The organism is Pseudomonas sp. SC3(2021), from assembly GCF_019856535.1.
GTDB classification, from domain to species: domain Bacteria; phylum Pseudomonadota; class Gammaproteobacteria; order Pseudomonadales; family Pseudomonadaceae; genus Aquipseudomonas; species Aquipseudomonas monsensis.
This window is the reverse complement of record NZ_CP082236.1, coordinates 1,392,518-1,419,163: the sequence shown is the minus strand read 5'-3', so window position 1 is coordinate 1,419,163 and position 26,646 is coordinate 1,392,518. Positions and strand designations below refer to the sequence as shown.

The window sequence follows — 26,646 nt, the reverse complement described above, 5'->3', positions numbered from 1 at the left end:
CGCTTATCAAGCGGCGTACAGGACGTTTCATGACTCTCGATTACGCGTTCATCCTCAGCACGCTGCCGGCGTTTCTCAAAGCCGTGGGCGTGACGCTGCAGGTCGGTTTCATCGCCATCGGCACCTCGCTGCTGGTGGCGTTGCTCAATGCGACGATTCTGGTGTTCCGCACGCCTTACCTGCAGCGCGCCGTCGGCCTGTACGTGGAACTGGCGCGCAACACGCCGCTGCTGATTCAGCTGTTCTTCGTCTACTTCGCCTTGCCGGCCATCGGCATCAAGGTGTCCGGTTTCACTGCCGCGATCATCACCATGACGTTTCTCGGTGGCGCCTACCTCACCGAAGTGCTGCGTGCCGGCGTCGATGCCGTACCGCAGGCGCAGCTGGAATCGGGGCGCTCCATCGGCCTGTCCCACGGCCAGTTGCTGCGCTACGTGATCCTGCCGCAAGCGGGGATTCTCAGCCTGCCGTCGCTGTTCGCCAATTTCATTTTCCTGCTCAAGGAAACCACCGTGGTCTCGGCGGTGGCCGTGCCGGAAATCCTCTACACCACCAAGAGCTACATCGCGCTCTACTACAAAACCTACGAAATGCTCGCCGTGTTGACGCTGATTTGCGTGCTGCTGTTCTTGCCGCTGTCGCTGCTGCTCAGCCGTCTGGAAAGGAGGCTCCAGCATGGCCAGTTCGGGTCTTGAACTGCTCTGGGTGTCGTTGCCACAACTGGCAAAAGGCGCCGGGCAAACCTTGTCGATCTCGTTCCTGAGCATTGCCATCAGCACCGTCGGCGGTGTGCTCTACGGCGTGTTGCGCACGCTCAACGTGACGTGGCTGAACGCAATCCTGCGAGTGTATCTGGAGCTGTTCCGGGCGATCCCGGTGCTGGTCTGGTTGTACCTGCTGTTTTTCGGCCTGCCGATTTTCTTCGGCCTGAGCCTGCCGAGCTTCTGGTGCGCGGTGCTGGTGCTGTCGCTGTGGGGCGCCAGCGAGGTCGGCGAGGTGGCGCGTGGGGCGCTGCAGTCGTTACCGCGCGGGCAGCGTGAAGCAGGGCTGTCGATCGGCCTGAACGCTGCGCAGCTCTACGGCTACGTGCTGTTGCCGCAAGCGCTGAAACGCATGACGCCGCCGACCATCAACGTCTACACGCGGATCATCAAGACCAGTTCGCTGGCGGTGCTGATCGGCGTGGTCGACGTCATCAAGGTCGGCCAGCAGATCATCGAGCGCACCTACGAATCGGTGTTGATCTACGGCGCGCTGTTCCTGTTTTTCTTTTTCATCTGCTACCCGCTGTCGGCCGCCTCGCGCGTGCTGGAGCGGCGCTGGACGCAAGCATGAGCGCATTGATCGAGTTTCACGGCTTCAACAAATTCTACGGCGAGCAGCAGGTGCTCAACGGAATCGACCTGCAAGTGCGCAGCGGCGAAGTGATCGTCATCCTCGGCCCCAGCGGCTGCGGCAAAAGCACCTTGCTGCGTTGTCTCAATGGTCTGGAACAGGCCCACAGCGGCAGCCTGAAATTTGTCGGCCGCGAGCTGCTGGACAAGGCCACTGACTGGCGTGAAATCCGTCAGCAGATCGGCATGGTGTTCCAGAGTTATCACCTGTTCCCGCACATGAGCGTGCTCGACAATTTGCTGCTCGGCCCGCTCAAGGTGCAGAAACGTCAGCGCCGCGAAGCGCAGCAGCAGGCCGAAGCCCTGCTCGAACGGGTGGGCCTGGCGGACAAGCGCGATGCGTTTCCACGCCAGCTCTCCGGCGGCCAGCAGCAACGCATCGCCATCGTCCGTTCGTTGTGCATGAACCCGCGGGTCATGCTCTTCGATGAAGTCACCGCGGCCCTCGACCCGGAAATGGTCAAGGAAGTGCTGCAAGTGATTCAGGGCCTGGCCCGCGAGGGCATGACCCTGCTGATCGTCACCCACGAAATGGCCTTCGCCCGCGCGGTGGCCGACCGCATCGTGTTCATGGATGCCGGGCGCATCCTTGAACAGAACCCGCCCGAGATTTTCTTTACGAACCCGCAAACCGCACGCGCGCAGCAGTTTCTGGAGAAGTTCTCCTTCGTTGCAACACTGCCAAAAACGAATCCGACAAAGGAACTGGAACCGTTATGAAAACTGCCGCTTTTTTACTGCCCCTGCTGAGCCTCGCCTTACTTGCCGGTTGCAGCAAAACCGAAGAACCGCCGAAGCCGAAAGTCGCCAGCGAAAGCACCGCGCCGGCCGGTTATCTGGACAAGATCAAGGCCCGCGACAAACTGATCGTCGGCGTCTTCACCGACAAGCCACCGTTCGGTTTCGTCGATGAGGCCGGACGCTACGTCGGCTTCGACACCGACATCGGTCGGCGTTTCGCCAAGGATCTGCTCGGTGACGAGAACAAGGTCGAGTTCGTTGCCGTGGAGCCGGCGAGCCGCATTCCGTTCCTGCAAAGCGACAAGGTCGACCTGATCCTCGCCAACATGACCGTGACCCCGGAGCGCAAGGACGCGGTGGAATTCACCAACCCGAACCTCAAGGTCGCGGTGCAGGCGCTGGTGCCGCAAAGCAGTTCGGTGAAAAGCCTCGATGACCTGGCCACCCGCACCACCATCGTGACCACCGGCACCACGGCGGACATCTGGCTGACCAAAAATCATCCGGACTGGAAACTGCTCAAGTTCGAGAAAAACACCGAGTCGCTGCAAGCCCTGGCCAATGGCCGTGGCGATGCGTATGCGCAGGACAATCTGGTGCTGTTCAGCTGGGCCAAGCAGAACCCGGGCTACCGCGTGCTGGACGAAAAACTCGGTGCAGAAGCCCCGATTGCGCCGGCGGTGAAGAAGGGCAATATCGAGCTGCGTGACTGGGTGAATAGCGAGCTGACTAAGCTGGGCGAGGAGAAGTATCTGCTCAAACTGTACGACCAATATGTGCGTAAGGAACTGAGCGATGACACCAAGCCTGAGAGCGTGATTGTCGAGGGTGGCAAGTGGCAGGGGTGATTGTCTGTTGAATCGGTGGTGAGGCCCGCCCCTCACCCCAGCCCTCTCCCGGAGGGAGAGGGAGCCGACCGAGGTGTCCTGCATTAGAGATCGACCTGACAAACCGGGTCGATTATGGATTCACAGAAGCATTTTCAGATCGGCGCAATTCACCAGCATCCCCCAATCAGTCCCTCTCGCTCCGGGAGAGGGAGCCGACCGAGGTGTCCTGCTTAGACATCGACCTGACAAACCGAGTCGATTATGGATTCACAGAAGCATTTTCAGGTTGGCGCAATTCACCAGCATCCCCCAATCAGTCCCCTCTCCCTCCGGGAGAGGGTTAGGGTGAGGGGCTTTTAATCCGGCCAGTTCCACGCCGGTTCATCCAGCACTCGCTGCCCGACAATCCCGGTCTGCCCCAGGGTTTTCTCCAGCACAATGCAATTGCACTCCGGGTCTTCCTGCAGCGCCGAAATCAACCGTCGCGCATGGGACACGACCCACACCTGACACTGCTGCGATGCACGGATGATCAATCGCGCCAGCGCCGGCAACAGGTCCGGATGCAGGCTGGTTTCCGGTTCGTTCAGCACCATCAACGACGGTGGTCGTGGCGTCAGCAACGCGGCGATCAGCAGCAGATAACGCAATGTTCCGTCCGACAGCTCTGCCGCCGACAGTGGCCGCAGCAAGCCTTCCTGATAAAACTCGATGGCAAAGCGTCCACCGCCGGCGGGGGTGACATTCAGGCGGGCGCCAGGGAACGCATCGCTGATTGCTGCGTGCAATGCTTCCGGATCGCCGATTTCGATGATGGTCTGCAAGGCTGCCGCCAGGTCACGGCCATCGTGATGCAGCACTGGCGTGCGGGTGCCCAGTTGCGGTTGGCGCACCGGGGCGTCGGCATCGCTGCGAAAGTGATCGTAGAAGCGCCAGCGGCGGATGAACTCGCGCATCTGGAACACTTCTGGCGAGCTACGCAGGCTGCCGACCTGATCGAACAGGCTGTCGAAGTTCGGCGTGTGCTGCGCCAGCACGTCCCAGCCTCGACCCTCGCGAGCGCGGATCATCGGACCATTGCGGTCCACCAGCAGACTGGCGGGGCGATACAGTGGCCCGGCCCAGATGCATTCGCGCTTGATCTCTGGGTCGAGGGAAAAGAACGAGCGGGTCGGGGCGGGCAGACCCAAGGCGATCGAATAACTGAACTCCTCCCCGGCAAATCCCATGCGCAGGCGCATCGGCGACTGGCGCACGCTGCCCTCGATCGCCACATCGCCGTTGTGCATGCGCCGGGTGAGGGTTTCCGGTCCGGCCCAGAACGTCGACTCCAGCCCGCCTTCACGCGCCAGCGCATTGACCACGCCGCCCTGAGCGGTCTCCGCCAGCAGGCGCAGCGCGCGGTACAGGTTGGACTTGCCACTGCCGTTGGGGCCGGTGATCAGGTTCAGCCGGCCCAGCGGAATCACCAGTTTATTGATCGAGCGGTAATTGGCCACCGCCAGGGTTTTGAGCATGGGCGTTTCCTTTGCCGGAACCGTTAGTGTGCCGTGCCTGCAGCCCTGTGGCGAGGGAGCTTGAGCCCGCCGGGCTGCGAAGCTGGCCCAACTCACGATTCGAGCGGTTTTGCCACTGTTGCGCAGTCGAGCGGGAGCCAGCCCCCTCGCCGCAAAAATCATTTTGAAAATGCGTTGTTCCCGCGAGCGAACGTTGAACCCTGTTCTAAGCTCACAGTCGTATCGTCACTTGCACGTTCGTACACAGGAAGGAGTCTGCATGGCGAGTCCCGGATTGAAAACAGTTGTCGTGCTGAGCCTGCTTACGTTGCTGACCGCTTGCGGCAAAGAAGAAGCCCCGGCGCAGTACCTGCCGCGGGTCTTTGTGCAAGAAGTGAAACCCGCTGACTACGCGCCAGCCGTGACCCTCACCGGCGACGTTCAGGCCCGGGTGCAGACCGAACTGTCGTTCCGGGTCGGCGGCAAGATCATCCAGCGCATGGTGGATGTGGGCGACCGGGTCAGCGCCAAACAGGTGTTGGCTAAACTCGATCCCAAGGACCTGCAGACCAACGTCGATTCCGCGCAAGCCCAGGTCATCGCCGAGCAGGCGCGGGTCAAGCAGAGCGCGGCGGCGTTCGTGCGCCAGCAAAAACTTCTGCCCAAGGGTTACACCAGCCAGAGCGAATACGATTCCGCCCAGGCGGCGTTGCGCAGCAGCCAGAGCGCATTGAGCGCGGCGCAGGCGCAATTGGCTAACGCCAAAGATCAGTTGAGTTATACCGCGCTGATCGCCGATGCACCGGGAGTGATCACCGAACGTCAGGCTGAAGTCGGGCAAGTGGTGCAGGCCACCGCGCCGATTTTCTCGCTGGCCCGCGACGGCGCCCGCGATGCGGTATTCAATGTCTACGAATCGCTGCTGGCCGAGCGCCCGGCGGACCGTTCGATTGTCGTCAGCCTGCTCGACAACCCCGCGATCAAGACCACCGGCACGGTGCGTGAAATCACCCCGGCGGTGTCGGCGCAGTCCGGCACGGTGCAAGTCAAAGTCTCCCTCGACAGCCTGCCACAGGGCATGCAACTGGGCTCGGTGGTCAGCGCCACCGCCAAGGGCAGCGGCAAGTCGGCGGTGGAATTGCCGTGGTCGGCGCTGACCAAAAACATCAGCGATCCGGCGGTGTGGATGGTCGACGAAAAAGGTGAGGCGCAGTTGCACAGCGTGACGGTTGGCCGCTACCTGATCGGCAAGGTCGTCATCAGCGATGGCCTCAAGGGTGGGGAAAAAGTCATTGTCGCCGGTGGCCAGTTGTTGCATCCGGGGATGAAAGTCGAGATTGCCGAAAACACCTACAAAAGTCTGCAGCCGGGAGCACAGCCATGAAGCGACTGGGGCTGTTATCCATCGGCGTATTGCTGGCCGCCTGTTCGAAACACGAGCCGCCACCGGAGCCGGTGCGGCCGGTGCTGTCGATCAAGGTGCAGGCGCTGAACGAGGAAACCCTCGGCCGTTTCGCCGGCAGCATTCAGGCGCGTTACGAGAGCAACACTGGCTTTCGCGTGGGCGGCCGTATCGCCAGCCGTAACGTCGATGTCGGTGCCGAGGTGCAAAAGGGCACGCTGCTCGCCACTCTCGACCCGTCCGATCAGCAGAACCAGTTGCGTTCGGCCCAGGGCGATCTGGCCAAGGTCCAGGCACAACTGATCAACGCCCAGGCCAACGCCCGCCGGCAGCAGGCGCTGTTTGATCGCGGCGTGGGCGCGCAGGCGCAGCTGGACATTGCCACCACCGACCTGAAAACCACCCAGGCCTCACTGGATCAGGCGCGCGCGGCGGTCAATCAAAGCAAGGACCAGCTCAGCTACACCGAACTGCGTTCAGACCACAAAGCGGTGGTCACCGCGTGGAACGCCGAGGCCGGGCAGGTGGTGACGGCGGGGCAGCAAGTGGTGACCCTGGCGCAACCGGATATCAAGGAAGCGGTGATCGACCTGCCGGACACCCTGGTCGATGAGATCCCTTCCGATGTGGTGTTTCTGGTGGCCGGGCAACTCGACCCGAGCATCAACACCACGGCGACCCTACGCGAGATCGAGCCGCAGGCACAAAGCGCCACCCGCACCCGTCGCGCACGGCTGACCCTGGCCGACACCCCGGACGGTTTTCGTCTCGGCACGGCGATCAGCGTGACCCTCAGTTCGGCGATCAAACCGCGCATCGAATTGCCCGCCACCGCGTTGCAGGAAGTCGATGGCAAATCCCGTATCTGGGTCATCGACACCCAAAGCAAAACCGTCAGCCCGCGCGACGTCAGCGTGATCAGCCGCACCGACGGCAGCGTGGTGCTCGCGGGCGGCGTGAAGAACGGTGAGCGCGTGGTCAGCGCCGGCGTCAACAGTCTCAAACCCGGACAATCCGTGAAACTTGACGAGGACAGTCAATGAAAGGCTCTTTCAACCTCTCCGAATGGGCCCTCAAGCATCAGTCTTTCGTCTGGTATCTGATGTTCGTCGCGTTGTTGATGGGGGTGTTCTCGTACTTCAATCTGGGGCGCGAGGAAGACCCGTCGTTCACCATCAAGACCATGGTGATCCAGACCAAATGGCCGGGTGCGACCCAGGAGGAAACCCTCAAGCAGGTCACCGACCGCATCGAGAAAAAACTCGAAGAACTCGACTCCCTCGACTACGTGAAAAGCTACACGCGCCCCGGCGAATCGACGGTGTACGTGTACTTGCGCGACACCACCAGCGCCAAGGACATCCCGGAAATCTGGTACCAGGTGCGCAAGAAAATAGATGACATTCGCGGGCAGTTTCCCAAGGGCATTCAAGGGCCGGGGTTCAACGACGAATTCGGTGATGTGTTCGGTTCGGTGTATGCGTTCACCGCCGACGGCCTGACCATGCGCCAGTTACGCGACTACGTGGAACAGGCGCGAGCCGAGATCCGCAATGTGCCGGGGCTGGGCAAGATCGAAATGATCGGCCAGCAGGACGAAGTGATTTACCTGAATTTCTCCACCCGCAAACTCGCAGCGTTAGGCATCGATCAGCGTCAGGTGGTGCAGAGCCTGCAATCGCAGAACGCCGTGACCCCGGCCGGTGTCATCGAGGCCGGGCCGGAGCGCATATCCGTGCGCACCTCGGGGCAGTTCGCTTCGGAGAAAGATCTGGCCGAGGTCAATCTCAAGCTCAACGACCGTTTCTATCGCCTGGCCGACATCGCCGACATCAGCCGGGGTTATGTCGATCCGGCCACGCCTGAATTTCGCTTTGACGGCAAACCGGCGATCGGTCTGGCGATTGCCATGCAGAAGGGCGGCAACGTTCAGGAGTTCGGCAAGGCCCTGCACCAGCGCATCGACGAGCTGACGGCCGATCTGCCGGTCGGCGTCGGCGTGCACACCGTGTCCGATCAGGCGGTGGTGGTGGAAGAGGCCGTCGGTGGCTTCACCAGCGCGCTGTTCGAGGCGGTGATCATCGTACTGGTGGTGAGCTTCATCAGCCTCGGCGTGCGCGCCGGGCTGGTGGTGGCGTGCTCGATCCCGCTGGTGCTGGCGATGGTGTTTGTGTTCATGGAATACAGCGGCATCACCATGCAGCGGATTTCCCTCGGCGCGTTGATCATTGCCCTCGGCCTGTTGGTGGACGATGCGATGATCACGGTGGAAATGATGGTCACGCGCCTGGAAATGGGCGAAAGCAAGGAGCAGGCGGCCACGTTCGCCTACACCTCCACGGCGTTTCCGATGCTCACCGGTACGCTGGTGACGGTGGCCGGTTTCGTGCCCATCGGCCTCAACGCCAGTTCTGCGGGTGAGTACACCTTCACCCTGTTCGCCGTGATTGCCGTGGCGATGATCGTGTCGTGGGTGGTGGCGGTGTTCTTTGCCCCGGTGATCGGTGTGCACATTCTCAGCACCAATGTGAAACCCCATGAAGCCGAGCCGGGTCGCGTCGGTCGGGCCTTCAATGGCGGTTTGCTCTGGTGCATGCGCAATCGCTGGTGGGCGATCGGCATCACCGTGCTGCTGTTTGTGCTGGCCGTGTTCTGCATGCGCTTCGTGCAGAACCAGTTTTTCCCGTCCTCGGATCGCCCGGAAATTCTGGTCGACTTGAACTTGCCACAAAACGCCTCCATCGACGAAACCCGCAAGGCCGTCGACAAACTCGAAGCCACGCTCAAGGGCGACCCGGACATTGTGCGCTGGAGCACCTACATCGGTCAGGGTGCAATCCGTTTCTACCTGCCGCTCGACCAGCAATTGCAGAACCCGTACTACGCGCAACTGGTCATCGTCAGCAAAGACTTCGAGGCCCGCGAAGCGCTGAGTCAGCGCCTGCGCGAACGCCTGCACAAGGATTTCGTCGGCATCGGCAGTTACGTGCAGGCGCTGGAAATGGGCCCGCCGGTGGGGCGGCCGATCCAGTACCGGATCAGCGGCAAGGACATTGATCAGGTGCGCAGGCACGCCATCGACCTGGCCACCGAACTGGACAAGAACCCGCACATCGGCGAGATCATTTACGACTGGAACGAGCCGGGCAAAGTCCTGCGCATCGACATCGCCCAGGACAAGGCACGCCAGCTTGGGCTGTCGTCCGAAGATGTGGCGAACTTGATGAACAGCATTGTCAGTGGCGCGCCGCTGACCCAGGTCAACGACGATATTTACTTGATCAACGTGGTCGGCCGTGCGGTGAGCTCGGAACGCGGCACGCCGGAAACCCTGCAGAATTTGCAGATCGTCACACCGAACGGCACGTCGATTCCGCTACTCGCGTTCGCCACCGTGCGTTATGAGCTGGAACAGCCGCTGGTATGGCGCCGCGACCGCTTGCCGACCATCACCATCAAGGCATCGGTGCGCGACGAGATCCAGCCGACCGACCTGGTGAAACTCCTCAAGCCGTCGATTGATGCCTTCGCGGAAAAACTGCCGGTCGGTTACAAAGTCGCCACCGGCGGTACGGTCGAGGAGAGCGGCAAGGCTCAGGGGCCGATCGCCAAGGTGCTGCCATTGATGCTGTTCCTGATGGCGACCTTCCTGATGATCCAGTTGCACAGCGTGCAGAAGATGTTCCTGGTGGCGAGTGTCGCGCCGCTGGGGCTGATCGGCGTGGTGCTGGCGCTGGTGCCGACGGGCACGCCGATGGGCTTCGTGGCGATCCTGGGGATTCTGGCGCTGATCGGCATCATCATCCGTAACTCGGTGATCCTGGTAACGCAGATCGACGAGTTCGAGCGAAACGGTTCTGCGCCGTGGGATGCGGTGGTGGAAGCGACCGAGCACCGGCGCCGGCCGATCCTGCTGACTGCAGCGGCGGCGAGCATGGGCATGATCCCGATTGCCCGGGAAGTGTTCTGGGGGCCGATGGCGTACGCGATGATCGGCGGGATTGTGGTGGCGACGCTGCTGACGCTGCTGTTCCTGCCGGCGCTGTATGTGGCCTGGTACAAGATCCGCGAACCGAAGAAGGATTGAGTCAACAGCGACCCTCACCCTGACCCTCTCCCAAAGGGAGAGGGTCAGGGTGAGGGGGGGCCTGACTCAACTCAAGCCTTACGCCAAACGCTTGCTAACCAAGGCTGCTGCTCACGCGGTAATCCCGCCGGGCGGTAGTAATGCTCAAGCTCGATAAACCCCGCCGCCGTCAGCAACCCTTGCCACGCCTCAAGATCGTGATACGAGCCATACCGCGGCCCGTTCCAGCCCTCCTGGTTATCCCCGCGCGGATTGGAGCTGAACAACACGCCACCCGGTTTCAACGCGCCGTGCAATTGCTTCAATACCCGTGGCAACTCCTGCAACGGCACATGAAAAAGCACCGCATTGGCAAAGATCCCGTCGAAGCGTTCAGCCGGCAGATCGAGCTTCAGAAAGTCCTGCTGCAACACTTCACAGCCACTGTCCTCGCGGGCCATTCGCGCAAACTCTTGCGAACCATCCAGCCCGACGGCGATGTGACCCATGCGGGTGAACGTCTGCAAATCCCGTCCCGGGCCACAGCCAAAGTCCAGAACCGTGAACGGCGCCGTGCCTTGAATATGCCGCAGCAACGCATTGATGTTCTGGCTGACGTCGTGATCGCGGGTGCCTTCGCGGAAGTCTTCGGCCACCGAGTTGTAATGGCCGAGGGTGGTGGCGGTGATCTGTTCGAGATCGCTGGGGGTCTGCTTCATGGTCGGGATACGCGGGCAGTTGGGATTCGCCGAATATACGCCATGAAGCGGGGCGGCTGCGCAGCCCATCGCGAGCAGGCTCACTCCTGCATTTGAAATGCATTCCCCTGTAGGCGTGAGCCTGCTCGCGATAGCGTTTGTGAAGTCGCTGCATGAGCCCGGCCAGACTCAGCGCTTGTTCAATCCCCGCGCCAAGCGGTCTCCACCCAACTGAATCACCGCCACCAACGCCACCAGCAACACAATCACCGTCAACATGATCTGGCTGTCAAAGCGCTGATAGCCGTAGCGATAGGCGATGTCCCCCAAGCCGCCGGCACCAATCGCCCCGGCCATGGCTGACGAGTTGATCATCGTTACCAGGGTAATGGTGAAACCGCCGACAATCCCCGGCAGCGCTTCGGGCAACAGCACATGCCAGACGATATGCCAGCGCCGGCATCCCATCGCCTGCGCCGCTTCGATCAAACCATGATCAACCTCGCGCAGACTCACCTCGGCAATCCGCGCAAAGAACGGCGTCGCGGCAATGGTCAGCGGCACCACGGCCGCCCACACACCGTAGGTGGTGCCGACGATCAGCCGGGTGAATGGAATCAGTGCGACCATCAGAATCAGAAACGGAATCGAGCGAAACAGGTTCACAAACGCCCCGAGTGCGCGATTCAACACCGGTGCTTCGTAAATCCCGCCCTTGTCGCTGGTGACCAGAATCACCGCCATGGGAATCCCCACCAGCAGCGCGATCAGCGACGACACGCCGACCATCAGGAAGGTGTCGATAAAACCCTGCAGCAAGCGATCAAACCACATAACCCAGCACCTCCACCCGTTGCGCCCATTGCCCGGCACGTTCGCGCAATTGCTCGGCGCTCGCCGCGGAACTGCTGACGGCCAGCAGCAATTGCCCCAGCGCATGGCCCTGAATCCGCTCCACGCCGCCCTGCAACAACTTCACCCGACCACCGAGCGCGGCGAACAACGCCGCCAGATCCGGCTCGTCGCGGGCAGCGCCGGTCAATTGCAGGCGCAGCACCACTGCCGCGTCGCCAGAGGGTGGCGAGGCATGCAGACGGCTTTGCAGTTCTTCCGGCAAGGCGTGTTGCAGCGGCGCGAGCAAGGTCTGGCTGACCTCGTGCTGCGGATTGCCGAACACTTCCCAGACCGGGCCTTGTTCGACGACGCGCCCGTGCTCCAGCACCACCACGCGGTCGCAGATTTCGCGGATCACTGCCATTTCGTGGGTGATCAATACGATGGTCAGGCCCAGGCGCTGGTTGATCTCGCGCAGCAGGCCGAGGATCGACTGGGTGGTCTCCGGATCGAGCGCGGAAGTGGCTTCGTCGCAGAGCAGAATATCCGGGTCATGCACCAATGCCCGGGCGATGCCGACACGCTGTTTCTGTCCGCCGGACAGCTGCGCCGGGTAGCTCTTGTGCTTGGCTTGCAGGCCGACCAGTTCAAGCAATTCGCGGACTTTCTGCTCGCGCTGTGCTTTTGGCACGCCAGCGACTTTCAGCGGCAGTTCGATGTTCTGCCAGACGGTCTTGGCCGACATCAGGTTGAAGTGCTGGAAGATCATGCCGATGCGTCGGCGCAGGTTGACCAGGCGATCCTCATCGAACTCGCCGATATCGACCTGGTCGATCAGTACCCGCCCCGACGTCGGCTGCTCCAGACGATTGATCGTGCGGATCAACGATGACTTGCCGGCGCCGCTGCGGCCGATGATGCCAAACACTTCACCGCGCTGAATCGCCAGATCAATGCCCTGCAGCGCAGCGACCGGGCCTTGCCGGCCGTCGTAGGTTTTACCCAGGCCGATGAAGCGTACGTGGGCGCGGTTCAGCTCGGGGTGCAGTTCGGTTCTTTCAGCATGTTTGGGCTCTGGAGTTTCCAGTCGCCGTTGGATCGCGGCCGTCATGCTCAGCTTTCCCAACCGGCCTGGTACAACTTGCCGTGAGCCTTATCCAGCGCGGCGCGCACGGCCGGCGAGTGCTGGTAGATATCGACGAACTTGATCAGGCGCGGATCATCTTTGCTCTTCGGCTGGATCACGAACTGGATCACGTATTCCTTGTGGTCGAGGCCGTCGAACAGCAGCGCGGAACCGGCATCGAAGGTCTTCGCCAGACGGATGTAGGCAGGGTAGCCCTGGACCAGATCGGCGTCGTCATAGGCACGCACCAGTTGCACGGCTTCGACCTGGAGGATTTTGATCTTCTTCGGGTTGGCGACGATGTCGTCTTCGGTGGCCTTGTAGCCGACGCCCGGTTTCAGGCTGATCAACCCGGCCTTGGCCAGCAGTTGCAGGCCGCGCCCGCTGTTGATCGGGTCGTTGGCGATGGCGACGCTGGCGCCCTCGGGCAACTCGTCGAAGCTTTTGTATTTCTTCGAGTAGAGGCCAACGTTGTTGATGATCCCCGGGGCGAACGGCACCAGGTCAAAACCGGAAGCGGCCTTGGCGTTTTCGAGGAACGGGATGTGCTGGAAGTAGTTCACGTCGATGTCGCCGGCGGCGAGGCTGACGTTCGGCGCGATCCAGTCGGTGAACTCCACCAGCTCGACTTTCAGGCCTTGCCTGGAAGCCTCTTCGACGGCGGCTTCCAGCGGGATGGCGAAGGCGGCGGTGGTGCCGATTTTCAGTGGAGCGTCGGCAGCGAACACCGCCGAACTGAACAGGCCGAAGGCCAGGGCCAGTGCTTTGACTGGGTGGGTCAGGCGTTTCTTGGTCATGATGGTTTTCCAGTCAGTGCATTGATTATGTGGTGTTGGGTCGGGCCTCTTCGCGAGCAAGCTCGCTCCCACAGGGAAATGCATTCCAAATGGGGGAGCGAGCTTGCTCGCGAAGCTTTTAATGCCGGTACGCAGCAGCGGTGTGTTGCTCGGGGAGTTGCGCCTCGCCGTGAAACAACTTCTCGCGCAGGCTGCCGCTGTCATACGCAGTCTTGTACGACCCACGCCGCTGCAACTCCGGAATCACCAGCTCGATGAAATCGACATAGCTTTCCGGGGTGACGATGCGGGTCAGGTTGAAGCCGTCGAGGCCGGTTTCGGCGATCCACGACTCCAGTTCATCCGCCACTTGCTCGGGCGAGCCGACCACGGTGATGTAGCGGCCACCGAGGGCGTGCTGGTCGAGCAATTTGCGCCGGGTCCAGTCGTTGTTCTGCAGGTTCTTGGTCGCGGACTGGATGGCGTTGCTTTTCACGTACTGGATCGGTTCGTCGATTTCGTACTGGGAAAAGTCGATGCCGGTAGACGCTGAAAAGTGCGCCACGCCAGCCTCGGCACTGGCATAACTCAGGTACTCGGCGTGCTTGGCCCAAGCGGCTTCTTCGGTGGCGCCGACAATCACGTTGAGGCCCATGAACACCTTGATGTCCTCGGGATTGCGCCCGGCCTCGACCGCGCTGGCGCGGACCTTGTCGACTTGCACCTTGGTCGACGGCTTGTTCTGGCCGCTGATGAACACGCACTCGGCGTGACGCCCGGCGAACAGCAAGCCGCGATCGGAACTTCCAGCCTGGAACAGCACCGGTGTGCGCTGCGGCGATGGCTCGCAGAGGTGATAACCCTCGACCTGATAGAACTCGCCCTTGTGCTCGACCTTGTGCACTTTTTCCGGGTTGGCGTAGATCCGCTGCGCACGGTCATTGAGCACCGCGCCGTTTTCCCAACTGCCTTCCCAGAGTTTGTAGAGCACCTCCAGGTACTCGTCGGCCTGGTCGTAGCGCCGGTCATGCTCGACCTGCTCGCGCAGGCCCATGGCCTTGGCGGCGCTGTCGAGGTAACCGGTGACGATGTTCCAACCCACGCGACCACGGCTCAAATGATCGAGCGTCGACATGCGCCGGGCGAACAGGTACGGCGGTTCGTAGGTGAGGTTGGCGGTCAGGCCGAAACCGAGGTTTTTGGTGACAGCAGCCATGGCCGAGACCAGCAGCAGCGGATCGTTGACCGGTAGCTGGATCGACTCTTTGAGCGTGACGTTCACCGAGTTCTGATAGACGTCGTACACCCCGACGATGTCGGCGATGAACAACCCGTCGAACAGCCCGCGTTCCAGCAACTGCGCCAGTTCGGTCCAGTATTCAATGCTGTTGAACCGGGTCGAGGTGTCGCGCGGATGCGTCCACAAGCCGTGGTTGATGTGGCCGATGCAGTTCATGTTGAACGCGTTGAGCAGGATCTTTTTCTTGCTCATCAGATAGTGCCCCGCAGCGGCGGCTTTTCATCGTTGAGGTAGTAATTACCCACTGCGTGATACTTCCAGCGCACCGGGTCGTGCAGGGTGTGCACCCGAGCGTTGCGCCAGTGGCGGTCGAGGCCGTGCTCGATCAGGGTGGCCTGACTGCCGGCCAGTTCGAACAGGGTGCTGCCGGCGGCCAGGGAGATCTCGGTGCTGATGGCGCGTGCTTCTGCAACGGCGATCGACGCCGCCGCGACGGTCTCGGCGGTGGTCTCTGCCTGCGCGATGTCGAGGAATTCGCCGGAGCGTTCGAGCAAGGCTTCGGTGGCGTGCAGGCGAATACTCAAGTGGCCGAAACTCTTGAGGGTCAGCGGGTCTTCGGTAGCCTTGTCGTTGCCGGAGTCGATCCACGGACGAGTTTTGCTGCGCACGAAGTGCAGCGCGTCCTCATACGCGGCACGGGCGATGCCGGTGTCGATGGCGGCGTGAAGGATCTGCGCCAGCGGGCCGACCGTGGTCGGACGCTCGAAGGCACTCTGGAACGGGATCACGTCTTCGGCGGCGACGTAGACGTCTTCGAACACCACCGAACCGCTGCCGGTGGTGCGCTGGCCGAAGCCGCTCCAGTCGTCGATCACGCTCAGGCCCTGGCTGTCACGCGGGACGAACGCCAGTTGCTGCACACCGTTTTCATCGACCACGGAAGTCGGAATACGCTGGGCGTAAATCGCCCCGGTCGAGTAGAACTTGCGGCCATTGATGCGATAGCCGTCACCGTCGCGCTTGAGGCTGGTGACGCGGTCGTGGGCGGTTTTGGTGCCCAGTTCCGCCAGTGCGTTACCGAAGCGCTGGCCGGCGAGCACTTCGGCGTACAGCCGTTGTTTCTGCGCGTGACTGCCGTTCACCCGCAGCACTTCGAGTGCGTAGAAATGATTCTGCGGAATCTGCCCGAGCGAGCCGTCAGCCTGAGCGATCAGGGCGATGACTTTGGCCAGGGTCACGTTGGATACGCCGGCGCCGCCGTATTCCTTGGGCACGCTGATGCCCCAGAGGCCGGAGCGGGAAAACACGTCGAGTTCCGGCAGCGGCAGACGCCGTTCACGGTCGCGCACGGCGCTGTCGCGTTTGAAATCTTCGGCCAGGTCGCTGGCGACGATCAGGGCTTGCTCATCGCTGGTGATGACCGCGACGGAGTGAGAATAAGTCATGTGTTTCTCCAGAGATCTGGTCAAAAGTGTGCGGTCGTTAAATCCAGGAGTGACGAGCCGGCAAAGTACCGTTCAGGCGATAGGCGCCGACCGCGTGATACTTCCAGCGCACCGGGTCATGCAGGGTGTGCACCCGGGCGTTGCGCCAGTGGCGGTCGAGGTTGAATTCGGCGAGGGTCGCGCGGCTGCCGGCCAGTTCGAAAAGTTTTTCACTGGCCAGCAGCGAGATCTCGGTGGTCAGCACTTTGGCTTCGGCCACGGCAATCGAGGCGCGGGCGGCGGACTCGGCGGTCAGTGGCGCAGCGTGCACCTGATCGAGTACCTGCCCGGCCTTGCGCAGCAGCGCTTCGGCGGCGTGCAGTTCGATTTTCAGTTTGCCGATGTCGGCGATCACGTAGAGGTCATCGCTGGCGCGCTCGACCTTGGCGTCGATCCACGGCCGGGCACGGGTTTTGACAAACTCGATGGCGTCGTCGATGGCACCACGGGCGATGCCGGCGTCGATGGCCGCCTGAATGAGCTGCGAGACGGCGCCTTGAGTATTCGGGGTTTCGTTGATCTTCCAGTTGTCGACCACCAGGCTCGACTCGACACGCACGTTGTTCAGCAGGATCGTGCCGCTGGCGGTGGTGCGCTGACCGAAGCCCGACCAGTCATCAACGATGCGCAATCCCGGCGTGCCACGACGGACGAAGGCCAGCACTTGCTTGCCGTCATCGTTGAGTGCCTTGACGGCGACCCAGTGCGCGAACAGCGCGCCAGTGGAATAGAACTTCTGGCCGTTGATCACGTAGTCATCGCCATCGGCGGTGATGCGCGCCTTCAATTCCAGGGTGTTTTTCGTACCGCGCTCAGGGCCAGCATTGCCGATGCGCCAACCTTCCAGAACACTCTGGAACAGCTGCTTTTTCTGCGCCTCAGTGGCGCTGCCGAGCACCAGGTTGAGGATGCCGAACTGGTTCTGCGGAATCTGTCCCAGCGCCGGATCGGCGGCGGAAATGATCGCGAACACTTCGGCCAGGGTAACGAACGAAACTTGCGGGCCACCGTACTCACGCGGGATGGCGATGCTGCCCAGGCCGCTGCGGGTGAACTGTTCGATTTCCGACCACGGCAGCTTGCGCTGGCGGTCGCGCCTGGCGGCCTGCACACGGGCGACTTGCGCCAGCTCATGGGCGGCCTTGATGGCTTGGGCGTCGTTGCGCAAGACCTGCGCGGGCAACAACAACGGGGCGATGTCCAGATCCGACTGGACGTTTGCGTCTGCCAGACTGGACATCAGTGCCGCTCCTTGGCTGCACGCAATGCCCTGGCGATCTGCACTGGGGTGATTGTGTTCCGGACCATACTACCTACCTCACATCTCATGAAAAACGCCGCAAAAGTGCGGCGAACGAAAGAATGTCCGGTGGTCCGGTTCATATACCCTAAGCGTGTATAAATATTAAATAAACTAACTTTTAGGAATATGCATAGAAGGGGTGATGGTCGGATTGGTTAACGGGTTTTCGAGGCTGAGCGATTCTGTGGCAGGGGAGCTTGCTCGCGCTGGGCTGCGAAGCGCCCCTGAAACCTGCACAGCTGTTCCCTTCAGCTAAACCGTCGTGTCGGTTTTGCGCCTGCTGCGCAGCCGAGCGGGAACAAGCGCCCTCGCCACAAGGGCTGTGTGTTCAGTCTGTGCGCGATTCGGCGACCTTGAGTTCCGGGTTGAGAGGCACCTTCAGATAAGGATTCACGCAGCCGATCTTTAACGTCCGTGGCGGCGCCCAACGTGAGTTGTTGCCGACCCGGTCAAGGATGCAATACGTCACATCCAGCCGCAGATCTTCCCCGGCTTCAACGATCACCGCCGGCGGCACCCAGACCTGAATCGGCAGCCCGACATCCGCTGTGGTAATCGGTGCCAGATCCATGCGCACATCCCCCCAGCGCAAGGTGATGGCATCGTCCTCGGCCATGTTCAGGTAAGGCTCGATGGTCAGCGGCACACCGCGTTTGATCTGATTCGGGTTCACGCCCTGGCGGCGAATGGTGTCGGGGATCGTCACCGGTGCCAGTTGCTGGTTTTCGTCGCCGCACAGCGTCGAAGGCTCGCCGCCCGGGCAGTCGAGCTTGACCTGCACCCGGGTCGGCGCCGACAACGCCGGCCCCTGGCCGACCTGCATTACCCGGTAGTGAATGCGTGCGATGCCATTGGCAATGAAACTCTCCGGCACCCGCAGGCTGACCACGGCACCGACGTCTTCGCCGGTCAGCACCTTCGAGGCGACATAGCATTTGTTCCAGAACAACTCGATCAGATCGCCGCAATCCATGTCGGGGTAGGGCGACACATTGACCAGCAGGTGGGCCGCTGCGGCCAGATTGATGCCGGTTTTTTGCGCTGGCGCCAGAATCGGGGCTGCCAGTTCGGGGGTATGCGAAGTGCGGGTCATCGTTTTCTCTCCTTGAAATTCTGCAGCGAAGTCCGTTTCTGAAAGAACAAAAAAGCGTGAATCAACTGGCAATAAAGCGGTGCGCTTTTGTTCAGTTTGAATACGGGGTTATTTAACTAAGTGAGGCTGGTTGGTGACTAGATAAGAACGTGCTGGAGGGGGTGTCAATAGAGTGAGTTAGTTAATTCGTGAATTACCGATTATTCAGAAATTTCCTACGCTGACGAATCCCTATGCCTAGGTTCGATAGTGAATAGGGCCACAGAACCAAGGAGTTTCTGCCGGTTTTGCCGCAGGTTTATTCGAACGTTGTCCTTCGGCGAAGAATGGCGTGAACGCGAACAATAATGTTTGCAGAACATATAAACAGGCTGCATATGGCAGGCGGGATTTATAAGATTTTTTGAAGTTGTCGAGGGCGGGGTAAAGGTAACTTCCATCCGTGGAAGTTTAAGAATCATGCGTTGAAAGTTATCAGGCGTGATTGAGGAACTTGCTGAGGAATTGTTGGGTGCGTTGTTCTTTCGGGTTGGCAAACAGCGCTTTGGCTTCACCCTGTTCGACGATCACACCCTTGTCGAAAAACACCACACGGTTGGCCACATCACGGGCGAAGCCCATTTCATGGGTGACAATCACCATGGTGCGTTTCTCCTCGGCAAGGCCGCGGATGGTCGCCAGTACTTCACCGACCAGTTCCGGATCGAGGGCCGAGGTCGGCTCGTCGAACAGGATCACTTCCGGCTCCATCGCCAGCGCCCGGGCAATTGCCACGCGCTGTTGCTGGCCGCCGGACAGACGACGCGGGTAAGCGTCTTCCTTACCGGAGAGACCGACCTTGGCCAGCAGATTCATGCCCAGGGCAATGGCTTGCTCGCGCGACATCTTCTTGACCACGATCGGCCCTTCGATGACGTTTTCCAGAGCGGTGCGATGGGGGAACAGGTTGAAGTTCTGGAACACGAAGCCCACGTGCTGGCGCAGAGTGCGCACCAGGCTTTGCTGCTGGCTCAGTGGGCGGCTGGTATCGATTTCGATAGCGCCGACCTTGATCCGGCCGCTGGTGGGTTCCTCAAGGAAGTTCAGGCAGCGCAGAAACGTGGTTTTCCCCGAACCGCTGGGGCCGATGATGGCCACGACTTCGCCTTCCTTGACCTCAAGATCGATGCCCTTGAGCACCTCTTGACCCTTGAACTGCTTTGTCAGTTTTTCTACGACAATCATGGGGTCAGGACTCCTGGTCGTGCCGATTGGCCCGCTCTTCCAGCTTGTTCTGCAGGTGCGACAGCACCGTGGCCAGAATCCAGTAGATCAGCGCGGCGGCAAGATACATGGTGAAGACTTCGAACGTCCGGGCGGTAATCAGCTGCGCCTGACGGAACAGCTCCGGCACCTGAATGGTGGCGGCCAGTGCCGTGTCCTTGACCAGTGAAATAAAGCTGTTGCCCAGCGGCGGCAAGGCCGTGCGCATCGCTTGCGGCAGGATGGCCCGGCGCAGGGTCTGCGCACGGGTCATGCCGATGCTCGCAGCCGCTTCCCATTGGCCGCGTTCGATCGAACCGATCGCGGCGCGCAGGATTTCACAGGCGTAAGCGGCCATGTTCAGCGAGAAGCCGATCAGGGCCGCCGGCAGCGGATCCAGTTCCAGACCCATTTGCGGCAAGCCGTAATAGATCACGAACAATTGCACCAGCAACGGCGTGCCACGAAAGAACGACACGTAGATGCGGGCAATCCAGCTCACCAGTTTGAAGCGCGACAGGCGCATCAACGCCAGGCCAAAGCCCAGCAGCAGGCCGAAGAACATGCCGCCCAGGCTGAGGATGACTGTGTAGTACGCGCCCTTGAGCAGGAAGGGCGCGGAATCCAGTGCGAGTTGGAAAGCTTCTTCCATTATTTCGTGACGTCAGCGTTGAAGTATTTCTCGGACAGTTTCTTCAGAGTGCCGTCGGCACGCAGATCGTCGAGGGCCTTGTTCACCGCTGCCAGCAGTTCCGGCTCGCCTTTGCGCAGGGCAATGCCGGACTCCTGACGGGAGAAGGCTTCACCTGCGGCGACGGTTTTCGGGGCTTTCTTGGCGTATTCCAGTGCGGCCAGACGGTCGATCAGGATGGCGTCGGTGCGACCGTTGTTCAGGTCGGCGAACTTGGTCGGATCATCGTCATAGGTGCGCACATCAGCGCCCGGCACGTTGGCGCGGACCCACTGTTCATAGTTGGTGCCCAGGCCGACGCCGACTTTTTTGCCTTTCAGGTCGGCGGCGGTCTTGATGTTCAGTGCAGCTTCCTTGTCCTTCAGGACCAATGCCTGAATCCCGGAAACGGTGTACGGCTCGGAGAAGTCATACTTCTTCTTGCGCTCGTCGGAGATGGTCACTTGGTTGACCACTACGTCCAGGCGCTTGGACTCCAGTGCGGCAAGGATGCCGTCCCACTTGGTCGGTTGAATCTTGGCTTTGACGCCCAGCTTCTGCGCCAGTGCCTCGGAGAGTTCGACTTCGAAACCGGAGAGCTTGCCGTTCTCGTCGACGAAGCTGAACGGTGGGTAAGTGCCTTCCAGGCCGACGTTGATAACGCCTTTGTCCTTGATCTGCTGCAGCTGTTCACCGGCTGTTGCCTGGCTGATCAGGCCGGCGCTCAGTGCAAGGCCCAGCGAACCTACCAGCAGATTGCGACGTAGTGCGGAAAAATTCATGACAAGCCCCTGTGTTTTCTTATGGAAGACGCTTAAGGAAAGTTGGCGAATTTGTGATTCGAGCGACTGCGGTATCGTGCCCTAAAGCAGCTTATGCGTCTCTGGCGAAATTCGCCTGCGGCGAGACTATATGATGGTTTGTTTAGACTTGAAAATACTTAATCTATAAATTGTTATTCCTTAATCGAATATTGGTTTTGGGGCTTGGCGGCCTCTGGGCCGACCATGTTTTTGGGGTTTGGGTGTATATCCGTTTTTTTTGGGGGGGCGGCTGGCGGTTTCGCCCTTACGGCGACTCACTTTTTTGACAAACGCCTCAAAAAAGTAAGCAAAAAAAGGCTTGCCCCAGCGTTCGGCCCGCTCGCTAAGGCTCGGGGTTCCTTCGCTCCGGGATCCATCCGGGGGCATCGCCTCCGGTTTGCTTCGCTGCACCTCCTCTCGATGTATGCGGCTTCGCCGCACGGCGCTGCGCGCCTGCCCCCCGGATGAATCCCTCCACTCAGCCTGCCGAAGGGGCCTGAAGATCAAGATCAAGAGCAGGCGAGCTGACACTCGGCCTATTGGTTGGTTTGGTCCTTGTGGGGGGCTTATTTCTTTCGGAGCTGCTGTGGCTGCGATCTTTTGATCTTTCCGTTACAGAAAATCCTTATAGGCAAACAATGCCGGGGCGCCGCCGGTGTGCAGGAATATGATCGGGCCATCGTTGAAACGCTGGCGGCCGATGCCGTCCAGTAAACCGGCCATGGCTTTGCCGGTGTATACCGGGTCGAGCAGCAGGCCTTCCTGGCTTGCCAGCAGCTTCACCGCCGACAAGGTCCCGGCGTTTGGCTCGCCATAACGCGGGCCGAAGTATTCGTCCCACAACTCGACCTTGAAGTTCTCTGGCAATTTCACGCCTAACAGGTCCGCCGTGCGCTCGGCCAGCCCCTGCACTTTCGGGCGTTGATCTTCTTCGCTGCGCGAAACGGTCACGCCGATTACCGGTAGTTGCGGCAAGGCTTCGCTCAATGCCAGCGCCAGCCCGCTATGAGTTCCGGCGCTGCCCGAGGCCAGCACCACGGCGGCGAAATCGAGGCCGGTGTCTTTGATCTGTTCGGCCAGTTCCAGGCCGGCCCGCACGTAGCCCAGCGCACCGAGGGCATTGGAGCCGCCGATTGGCACCAGATATGGTTTCTTGCCGTTGCTGCGCAGGCGCACCGCGAGGGCGGCCAGTTGTTCGTCGGCGTTGTCGAGGTTGTCGACCAGCTCGACCTTGGTGTCGAACAGATCCAGCAGCAGGCGATTGCCATTACCGGTGTAGTTGCCGTCGTCGGTGCCCAGCGGATTTTCCAGCAGGGCCACGCAACCGAGGCCGAGTTTCGCCGCCAGTGCCGCAGTCTGGCGCACGTGGTTCGATTGCAGGGCGCCCGCGGTGATCAGCGTGTCGGCGCCTTGGGCGAGGGCATCGGCGGCGAGGTATTCGAGTTTGCGCAGCTTGTTGCCGCCCATGGCCAGCGGCGTCAAATCATCGCGCTTGATGTACACGTCGCGCCCGAGCCAGGCGGACAGGCGTTCGAGTTTTTCCAGTGGGGTCGGTTGACCGAGCAGGTCGAGGCGGTTGAAGCGTTCCAGCTGGTGTTTGATCGGTTGTGTGGACATGGTTCCGTACTGGCGGAGGAAGATGGAAGGACTATAGGCACGCGGTTTTACCGGGGCAACCGTCAATCGCTTATAGCCAAACGTGCTTAGGCCAGCACTATCGGTTCTTAATTCGTCATCGTGGCCTTGCCGTAAAGTAGTCGCCGTCAACGCGGCCAGACCGTCCGGCCGCCCGTGAGGAGTCTTTACCGTGAGCGAGCGTTCCAGCCATTGGCAACTGCAGACCATCGTCAGCCAACTGCGCAGTGCGCGGGATCAGTGGCGTGCACAAAATGGCCGGGCCTCCGGCGAGCAAGGTGGCCGCGAGTTGCCGTCCCGCGCGGCGATGGCGGAGATTCTTGAGGCGCTGTGTGGCGCATTGTTCCCGATGCGCCTGGGGCCGGTGGATTTGCGTGAGGAGAGTGAAGACTTCTACGTCGGTCACACCCTCGACACGGCGCTGAATGCGCTGTTGGCGCAAGCCCGGCTGGAGTTGCGCTACGTCGCCCGGCACAGCGCGCAGGATGACCGCGACGTGGAGCAGCAGGCGATCCGCATTATTCAGGACTTCGCCCTGGCCTTGCCGGACCTGCGCGCGTTGCTCGACACCGACGTATTGGCGGCCTATCACGGCGACCCGGCGGCGCGCAGCGTCGATGAAGTGCTGCTGTGCTATCCGGGAATTCTGGCGGTGATCCACCATCGTCTGGCGCACCATTTGTATCGCGCCGGGCTGCCGCTGCTGGCGCGGATCAGTGCGGAAATCGCGCATTCAGCGACGGGTATCGACATTCACCCGGGCGCGCAGATTGGCCGCAGTTTCTTCATCGACCACGGCACGGGTGTGGTGATCGGCGAGACCGCGATCATTGGCGAACGCGTGCGGATCTATCAGGCGGTAACCCTGGGCGCCAAGCGCTTCCCGGCAGATGAAGACGGGCAGTTGCAGAAGGGCCATCCACGCCATCCGATTGTCGAGGACGACGTGGTGATTTACGCCGGGGCGACGATTCTCGGGCGGATCACCATTGGCAAGGGCTCGACCATCGGCGGCAACGTCTGGCTGACCCGCAGTGTGCCGGCGGGGTGCAATCTGACCCAGGCCAATCTGCAGCATGATGACGGGACGCAGAAGTAGGCTTCTGGAATTTGCTTCGCGGTTGCTGAGCTCTTCGCGAGCAAGCTCGCTCCCACAATGGAATGCAATTCGAATGTGGGAGCGAGCTTGCTCGCGAATGGTTTTCAGACCGAATCGGGATAATGGCATTCAGCCAATTCTCCAGTGAACCAATCCCCTCAAACCAGCGTCATACCCCTCCTTGAGCTAGCGTAGGAAAACTACCGCTTGGCCGTGCGATTAGTCCTTAGCGCCCTATCCATGTTTAACTTGAACGTTCATTCAAGTTAAACCGGTGGTTCGCTGCCCGCTCACAACAGGAGGCTTGCCTTTGCTGAGTCCGATCATTTCAGCCACGTTTCAACCCCTCGAGGTGCACCGTTCATGAGTGCATCGTCCACCCCCGCCAGCGGTCTGGTACGCATGAATCCGCCGGTGTTCTACTTCGCCGCGACGGTCATTCTGCTGTTTGGTCTCGTTGTCATTGCCATGCCGGAGCAGGCTGGAGCCTGGTTGCTGGCGGCACAAAACTGGGCGGCCAATACGGTCGGCTGGTATTACATGCTCGCGATGACGCTGTATCTGGTCTTCGTGGTGGTCACCGCGTTATCCGGCTACGGCAAGATCAAACTCGGTGCCGACCACGACGAGCCCGAATTCAGTTACCTGTCCTGGGCCGGCATGCTGTTCGCTGCCGGGATCAGCATCACGCTGTTTTTCTTTTGCGTCTCCGAACCGCTGACCCACATGCTGCAACCGCCACAAGGCGAGGCCGGCACCGCCGAAGCGGCGCGGCAGGCGATGCAGATTCTGTTTCTGCACTGGGGCCTGCACGGCTGGGGCGTGTTTGCCTTCGTCGGCATGGCCCTGGCTTACTTTGCCTACCGGCATAACCTGCCGCTGGCGCTGCGCTCGGCGTTGTACCCGCTGATCGGCAAACGCATCAACGGCCCCATCGGCTATGCGGTGGATGGCTTCGGCATCATCGCCACGGTGTTCGGCCTGGGTGCCGACATGGGTTTTGGTGTGCTGCACCTCAACTCCGGACTGGACTACCTGTTCGGCATCGCCCATACCCAGTGGATTCAGGTCGGCCTGATCACACTGATGATGGGCGCGGCGATCATCGTTGCCGTTTCCGGTGTCGATAAAGGCGTGCGGGTCATGTCCGACATCAACATGCTGCTGGCCTGTGCGCTGCTGCTGTTCGTGTTGTTCGCCGGCCCTACCCAGCACCTGCTCAACACCCTGATCCAGAACCTCGGCGATTACCTCGGCGCCTTGCCGATGAAGAGTTTCGACCTCTACGCCTACGACAAGCCAAGCGACTGGCTCGGCGGCTGGACCGTGTTCTACTGGGCCTGGTGGATCGCGTGGTCGCCGTTCGTGGGCCTGTTCATTGCGCGGATTTCCCGTGGCCGGACCATCCGTGAATTCGTCTTCGGCGTGCTGCTGATTCCGCTCGGTTTCACCCTGGCGTGGATGTCGATCTTCGGCAACAGCGCGCTGGATCAGGTGCTTAATCACGGCATGAGTGCGCTGGGCATGTCGGCCATCGACAACCCGTCGATGACCCTGTACCTGCTGCTGGAAACCTACCCGTGGAGCAAGACCGTCATCGCCGTGACGGTGTTCATCAGCTTTGTGTTCTTCGTCACTTCGGCCGACTCCGGCACTGTGGTGCTCTCGACCCTGTCGGCCAAGGGCGGTAACCCCGATGAAGACGGGCCGAAATGGCTGCGGGTGTTCTGGGGCGCGATGACAGCGCTGATCACCAGTGCGCTGCTGTTCTCCGGCAGCATTGATGCGCTGAAGTCGGCGGTGGTGCTGACCTCGTTGCCGTTCTCGTTGATCCTGCTGCTGATGATGTGGGGCCTGCACAAGGCGTTCTATCTGGAGTCGCAGAAACAGATCGCGCAACTGCATTCGCTAGCCCCGGTGTCCGGTTCGCGGCGTGGCAAGGGTGGCTGGCGTCAGCGCCTGAGCCAGGCTGTGCACTTCCCGTCACGCGACGAGGTGTACCGTTTCATGGACACCACGGTGCGCCCGGCGATTGAGGAGGTGACGGCGGTGTTCGTCGAAAAAGGCCTGAACGTGGTCACTCAGCCAGATCCGGCGCATGACAACGTCAGCCTGGAAATCGGCCATGGCGAGTTGCATCCGTTCATCTATCAAGTGCAGATGCGCGGCTATTTCACGCCGTCGTTTGCGCGCGGTGGCATGGGGTCCAAGCAACTCAACAACCGCCGCTACTACCGCGCTGAAGTGCACCTGAGCGAGGGCAGTCAGGACTATGATCTGGTGGGTTACACCAAGGAGCAGATCATCAACGACATCCTCGACCAGTACGAACGCCACATGCAGTTCCTGCATCTGGTGCGTTGATCGTGAGCCGAGCGCCGGGACGTTTTACGACCCGGCGCTCAGCACCATGAACAACACCATCGCCGCCATCGGCACCCCGAACACCGCACTGCCAATCGCTATTTCCGACCCCGGCGACTGCCCGGCATGCACCACCCCCACTGCGCCATTGATCACCGTCAACGCCAGCCACAGCGCGGCGAAGCCGTAGGCCATGGTCTGCCGACTGAAGCCAACACGCTCGCCGATGTAGAGCATCAGGGCGAGCAGGACCAGGCCGAAGAAAATGATGATGGCGGTGTGCATGGCGGGTTCTGCCTGGTAGATGGATATCGCCTGATGGACCTCTATCGCGAGCAGGCTCACTCCTG

The 26,646-nt window shown here is 61.1% G+C and carries 23 protein-coding genes; 9 read left to right on the top strand and 14 right to left on the bottom strand.

The genetic code is table 11. The annotated features are described in order from the left end of the window. Positions 1 to 29 precede the first annotated feature (29 nt). Genes K5Y35_RS06240 through K5Y35_RS06225 form a run of 4 tightly spaced genes read left to right on the top strand, consistent with a single transcriptional unit; the run spans position 30 to position 2,983 of the window. Complete coding sequence (locus K5Y35_RS06240; RefSeq protein WP_123470496.1) at positions 30 to 695, top strand: amino acid ABC transporter permease; 666 nt, start codon at positions 30 to 32, stop codon at positions 693 to 695. Beyond that, positions 676 to 1,335, top strand: coding sequence for an amino acid ABC transporter permease (locus K5Y35_RS06235; RefSeq protein ID WP_222833896.1), 660 nt, complete (start codon positions 676 to 678; stop codon positions 1,333 to 1,335). Before K5Y35_RS06240 ends, K5Y35_RS06235 begins: the two co-directional genes overlap by 20 nt. Further along, positions 1,332 to 2,114, top strand: coding sequence for an amino acid ABC transporter ATP-binding protein (locus K5Y35_RS06230; protein ID WP_123470498.1), 783 nt, complete (start codon positions 1,332 to 1,334; stop codon positions 2,112 to 2,114). The genes K5Y35_RS06235 and K5Y35_RS06230 overlap by 4 nt, the downstream gene beginning before the upstream one ends. Then, positions 2,111 to 2,983, top strand: a complete 873-nt coding sequence (locus K5Y35_RS06225; RefSeq protein ID WP_123470500.1) for a transporter substrate-binding domain-containing protein — start codon at positions 2,111 to 2,113, stop codon at positions 2,981 to 2,983. The genes K5Y35_RS06230 and K5Y35_RS06225 overlap by 4 nt, the downstream gene beginning before the upstream one ends. 338 nt (positions 2,984 to 3,321) lie before the next feature. Here the strand turns inward: K5Y35_RS06225 and K5Y35_RS06220 are convergent, their stop codons facing one another. Then, complete coding sequence (locus K5Y35_RS06220; protein ID WP_222833895.1) at positions 3,322 to 4,482, bottom strand: AAA family ATPase; 1,161 nt, start codon at positions 4,480 to 4,482, stop codon at positions 3,322 to 3,324. 259 nt (positions 4,483 to 4,741) lie between these two features. Here K5Y35_RS06220 and K5Y35_RS06215 point away from each other — a divergent pair, with 259 nt between their 5' ends. The 3 genes from K5Y35_RS06215 to K5Y35_RS06205 are packed head-to-tail and all read left to right on the top strand — an operon-like array spanning position 4,742 to position 9,950. Beyond that, complete coding sequence (locus K5Y35_RS06215) at positions 4,742 to 5,845, top strand: efflux RND transporter periplasmic adaptor subunit (RefSeq protein WP_222833894.1); 1,104 nt, start codon at positions 4,742 to 4,744, stop codon at positions 5,843 to 5,845. Beyond that, entirely contained in the window at positions 5,842 to 6,906 is a 1,065-nt protein-coding gene (locus tag K5Y35_RS06210; protein WP_222833893.1) for an efflux RND transporter periplasmic adaptor subunit, read from the top strand. Before K5Y35_RS06215 ends, K5Y35_RS06210 begins: the two co-directional genes overlap by 4 nt. Continuing rightward, positions 6,903 to 9,950: an efflux RND transporter permease subunit gene (locus tag K5Y35_RS06205; protein ID WP_123470507.1), complete on the top strand. Its 3,048-nt coding sequence runs from the start codon at positions 6,903 to 6,905 to the stop codon at positions 9,948 to 9,950. Before K5Y35_RS06210 ends, K5Y35_RS06205 begins: the two co-directional genes overlap by 4 nt. A 71-nt stretch (positions 9,951 to 10,021) precedes the next feature. On the opposite strand, the gene K5Y35_RS06200 is transcribed toward K5Y35_RS06205, so the two are convergent. The 12 genes from K5Y35_RS06200 to K5Y35_RS06145 form a co-directional block, all read right to left on the bottom strand. Next, on the bottom strand, positions 10,022 to 10,648 hold the full coding sequence (locus tag K5Y35_RS06200; protein WP_222833892.1) for a class I SAM-dependent methyltransferase: 627 nt from the start codon (positions 10,646 to 10,648) through the stop codon (positions 10,022 to 10,024). 168 nt (positions 10,649 to 10,816) lie between these two features. Continuing rightward, entirely contained in the window at positions 10,817 to 11,461 is a 645-nt protein-coding gene (locus tag K5Y35_RS06195) for a methionine ABC transporter permease (protein ID WP_034151854.1), read from the bottom strand. Further along, positions 11,451 to 12,572: a methionine ABC transporter ATP-binding protein gene (locus K5Y35_RS06190; RefSeq protein ID WP_222833891.1), complete on the bottom strand. Its 1,122-nt coding sequence runs from the start codon at positions 12,570 to 12,572 to the stop codon at positions 11,451 to 11,453. Before K5Y35_RS06190 ends, K5Y35_RS06195 begins: the two co-directional genes overlap by 11 nt. Positions 12,573 to 12,574: 2 nt before the next feature. Then, positions 12,575 to 13,384: a MetQ/NlpA family ABC transporter substrate-binding protein gene (locus K5Y35_RS06185; RefSeq protein WP_123470511.1), complete on the bottom strand. Its 810-nt coding sequence runs from the start codon at positions 13,382 to 13,384 to the stop codon at positions 12,575 to 12,577. A 118-nt stretch (positions 13,385 to 13,502) separates the two neighbouring features. Next, on the bottom strand, positions 13,503 to 14,855 hold the full coding sequence (locus K5Y35_RS06180) for an LLM class flavin-dependent oxidoreductase (RefSeq protein ID WP_222833890.1): 1,353 nt from the start codon (positions 14,853 to 14,855) through the stop codon (positions 13,503 to 13,505). Further along, positions 14,855 to 16,048: an SfnB family sulfur acquisition oxidoreductase gene (locus K5Y35_RS06175; protein ID WP_222833889.1), complete on the bottom strand. Its 1,194-nt coding sequence runs from the start codon at positions 16,046 to 16,048 to the stop codon at positions 14,855 to 14,857. Before K5Y35_RS06175 ends, K5Y35_RS06180 begins: the two co-directional genes overlap by 1 nt. 37 nt (positions 16,049 to 16,085) lie before the next feature. Continuing rightward, positions 16,086 to 17,327 (bottom strand): SfnB family sulfur acquisition oxidoreductase, encoded by a 1,242-nt coding sequence (locus K5Y35_RS06170; protein ID WP_123470517.1) that lies wholly within the window; start codon positions 17,325 to 17,327, stop codon positions 16,086 to 16,088. Between the two features lie 391 nt (positions 17,328 to 17,718). Next, positions 17,719 to 18,483, bottom strand: a complete 765-nt coding sequence (locus K5Y35_RS06165) for a hypothetical protein (RefSeq protein WP_128615941.1) — start codon at positions 18,481 to 18,483, stop codon at positions 17,719 to 17,721. A 474-nt stretch (positions 18,484 to 18,957) separates the two neighbouring features. Continuing rightward, positions 18,958 to 19,707: an L-cystine ABC transporter ATP-binding protein TcyN gene (tcyN, locus tag K5Y35_RS06160; RefSeq protein WP_222833888.1), complete on the bottom strand. Its 750-nt coding sequence runs from the start codon at positions 19,705 to 19,707 to the stop codon at positions 18,958 to 18,960. 4 nt (positions 19,708 to 19,711) lie between these two features. Next, the gene (gene tcyL, locus K5Y35_RS06155; RefSeq protein WP_186748049.1) at positions 19,712 to 20,377 is read right to left on the bottom strand and encodes a cystine ABC transporter permease; all 666 of its coding nucleotides are present in this window, start codon (positions 20,375 to 20,377) and stop codon (positions 19,712 to 19,714) included. Further along, complete coding sequence (gene tcyJ, locus K5Y35_RS06150; protein ID WP_186748048.1) at positions 20,377 to 21,177, bottom strand: cystine ABC transporter substrate-binding protein; 801 nt, start codon at positions 21,175 to 21,177, stop codon at positions 20,377 to 20,379. The genes tcyL and tcyJ overlap by 1 nt, the downstream gene beginning before the upstream one ends. Positions 21,178 to 21,810: 633 nt before the next feature. Beyond that, positions 21,811 to 22,815: a D-cysteine desulfhydrase gene (locus K5Y35_RS06145; protein ID WP_128614679.1), complete on the bottom strand. Its 1,005-nt coding sequence runs from the start codon at positions 22,813 to 22,815 to the stop codon at positions 21,811 to 21,813. A 190-nt stretch (positions 22,816 to 23,005) separates the two neighbouring features. Here K5Y35_RS06145 and epsC point away from each other — a divergent pair, with 190 nt between their 5' ends. After that, entirely contained in the window at positions 23,006 to 23,932 is a 927-nt protein-coding gene (gene epsC / locus K5Y35_RS06140) for a serine O-acetyltransferase EpsC (protein ID WP_123470529.1), read from the top strand. A 402-nt stretch (positions 23,933 to 24,334) separates the two neighbouring features. Beyond that, a complete protein-coding gene (gene betT, locus K5Y35_RS06135) occupies positions 24,335 to 26,296 on the top strand; it encodes a choline transporter BetT (protein WP_177490504.1) in 1,962 nt (653 codons plus the stop codon). A gap of 24 nt (positions 26,297 to 26,320) precedes the next feature. Here the strand turns inward: betT and K5Y35_RS06130 are convergent, their stop codons facing one another. Beyond that, the gene (locus K5Y35_RS06130) at positions 26,321 to 26,581 is read right to left on the bottom strand and encodes a hypothetical protein (RefSeq protein ID WP_123470533.1); all 261 of its coding nucleotides are present in this window, start codon (positions 26,579 to 26,581) and stop codon (positions 26,321 to 26,323) included. Positions 26,582 to 26,646: the final 65 nt, after the last annotated feature.

Excerpts from the sequence above, each read along its gene's own strand:
- K5Y35_RS06145 (WP_128614679.1), bottom strand. The coding sequence starts at position 22,815 with ATGTCCACACAACCGATCAAACACCAGCTGGAACGCTTCAACCGCCTC.
- K5Y35_RS06195 (WP_034151854.1), bottom strand. The coding sequence starts at position 11,461 with ATGTGGTTTGATCGCTTGCTGCAGGGTTTTATCGACACCTTCCTGATG.
- K5Y35_RS06180 (WP_222833890.1), bottom strand. The coding sequence starts at position 14,855 with ATGAGCAAGAAAAAGATCCTGCTCAACGCGTTCAACATGAACTGCATC.
- K5Y35_RS06185 (WP_123470511.1), bottom strand. The coding sequence starts at position 13,384 with ATGACCAAGAAACGCCTGACCCACCCAGTCAAAGCACTGGCCCTGGCC.
- betT (WP_177490504.1), top strand. The coding sequence starts at position 24,335 with ATGAATCCGCCGGTGTTCTACTTCGCCGCGACGGTCATTCTGCTGTTT.
- K5Y35_RS06175 (WP_222833889.1), bottom strand. The coding sequence starts at position 16,048 with ATGACTTATTCTCACTCCGTCGCGGTCATCACCAGCGATGAGCAAGCC.
- K5Y35_RS06240 (WP_123470496.1), top strand. The coding sequence starts at position 30 with ATGACTCTCGATTACGCGTTCATCCTCAGCACGCTGCCGGCGTTTCTC.
- K5Y35_RS06165 (WP_128615941.1), bottom strand. The coding sequence starts at position 18,483 with ATGACCCGCACTTCGCATACCCCCGAACTGGCAGCCCCGATTCTGGCG.
- K5Y35_RS06130 (WP_123470533.1), bottom strand. The coding sequence starts at position 26,581 with ATGCACACCGCCATCATCATTTTCTTCGGCCTGGTCCTGCTCGCCCTG.
- K5Y35_RS06235 (WP_222833896.1), top strand. The coding sequence starts at position 676 with ATGGCCAGTTCGGGTCTTGAACTGCTCTGGGTGTCGTTGCCACAACTG.
- K5Y35_RS06200 (WP_222833892.1), bottom strand. The coding sequence starts at position 10,648 with ATGAAGCAGACCCCCAGCGATCTCGAACAGATCACCGCCACCACCCTC.
- K5Y35_RS06220 (WP_222833895.1), bottom strand. The coding sequence starts at position 4,482 with ATGCTCAAAACCCTGGCGGTGGCCAATTACCGCTCGATCAATAAACTG.
- K5Y35_RS06170 (WP_123470517.1), bottom strand. The coding sequence starts at position 17,327 with ATGTCCAGTCTGGCAGACGCAAACGTCCAGTCGGATCTGGACATCGCC.
- K5Y35_RS06210 (WP_222833893.1), top strand. The coding sequence starts at position 5,842 with ATGAAGCGACTGGGGCTGTTATCCATCGGCGTATTGCTGGCCGCCTGT.
- tcyN (WP_222833888.1), bottom strand. The coding sequence starts at position 19,707 with ATGATTGTCGTAGAAAAACTGACAAAGCAGTTCAAGGGTCAAGAGGTG.
- K5Y35_RS06205 (WP_123470507.1), top strand. The coding sequence starts at position 6,903 with ATGAAAGGCTCTTTCAACCTCTCCGAATGGGCCCTCAAGCATCAGTCT.
- K5Y35_RS06190 (WP_222833891.1), bottom strand. The coding sequence starts at position 12,572 with ATGACGGCCGCGATCCAACGGCGACTGGAAACTCCAGAGCCCAAACAT.
- tcyL (WP_186748049.1), bottom strand. The coding sequence starts at position 20,377 with ATGGAAGAAGCTTTCCAACTCGCACTGGATTCCGCGCCCTTCCTGCTC.
- K5Y35_RS06225 (WP_123470500.1), top strand. The coding sequence starts at position 2,111 with ATGAAAACTGCCGCTTTTTTACTGCCCCTGCTGAGCCTCGCCTTACTT.
- tcyJ (WP_186748048.1), bottom strand. The coding sequence starts at position 21,177 with ATGAATTTTTCCGCACTACGTCGCAATCTGCTGGTAGGTTCGCTGGGC.
- K5Y35_RS06230 (WP_123470498.1), top strand. The coding sequence starts at position 1,332 with ATGAGCGCATTGATCGAGTTTCACGGCTTCAACAAATTCTACGGCGAG.
- K5Y35_RS06215 (WP_222833894.1), top strand. The coding sequence starts at position 4,742 with ATGGCGAGTCCCGGATTGAAAACAGTTGTCGTGCTGAGCCTGCTTACG.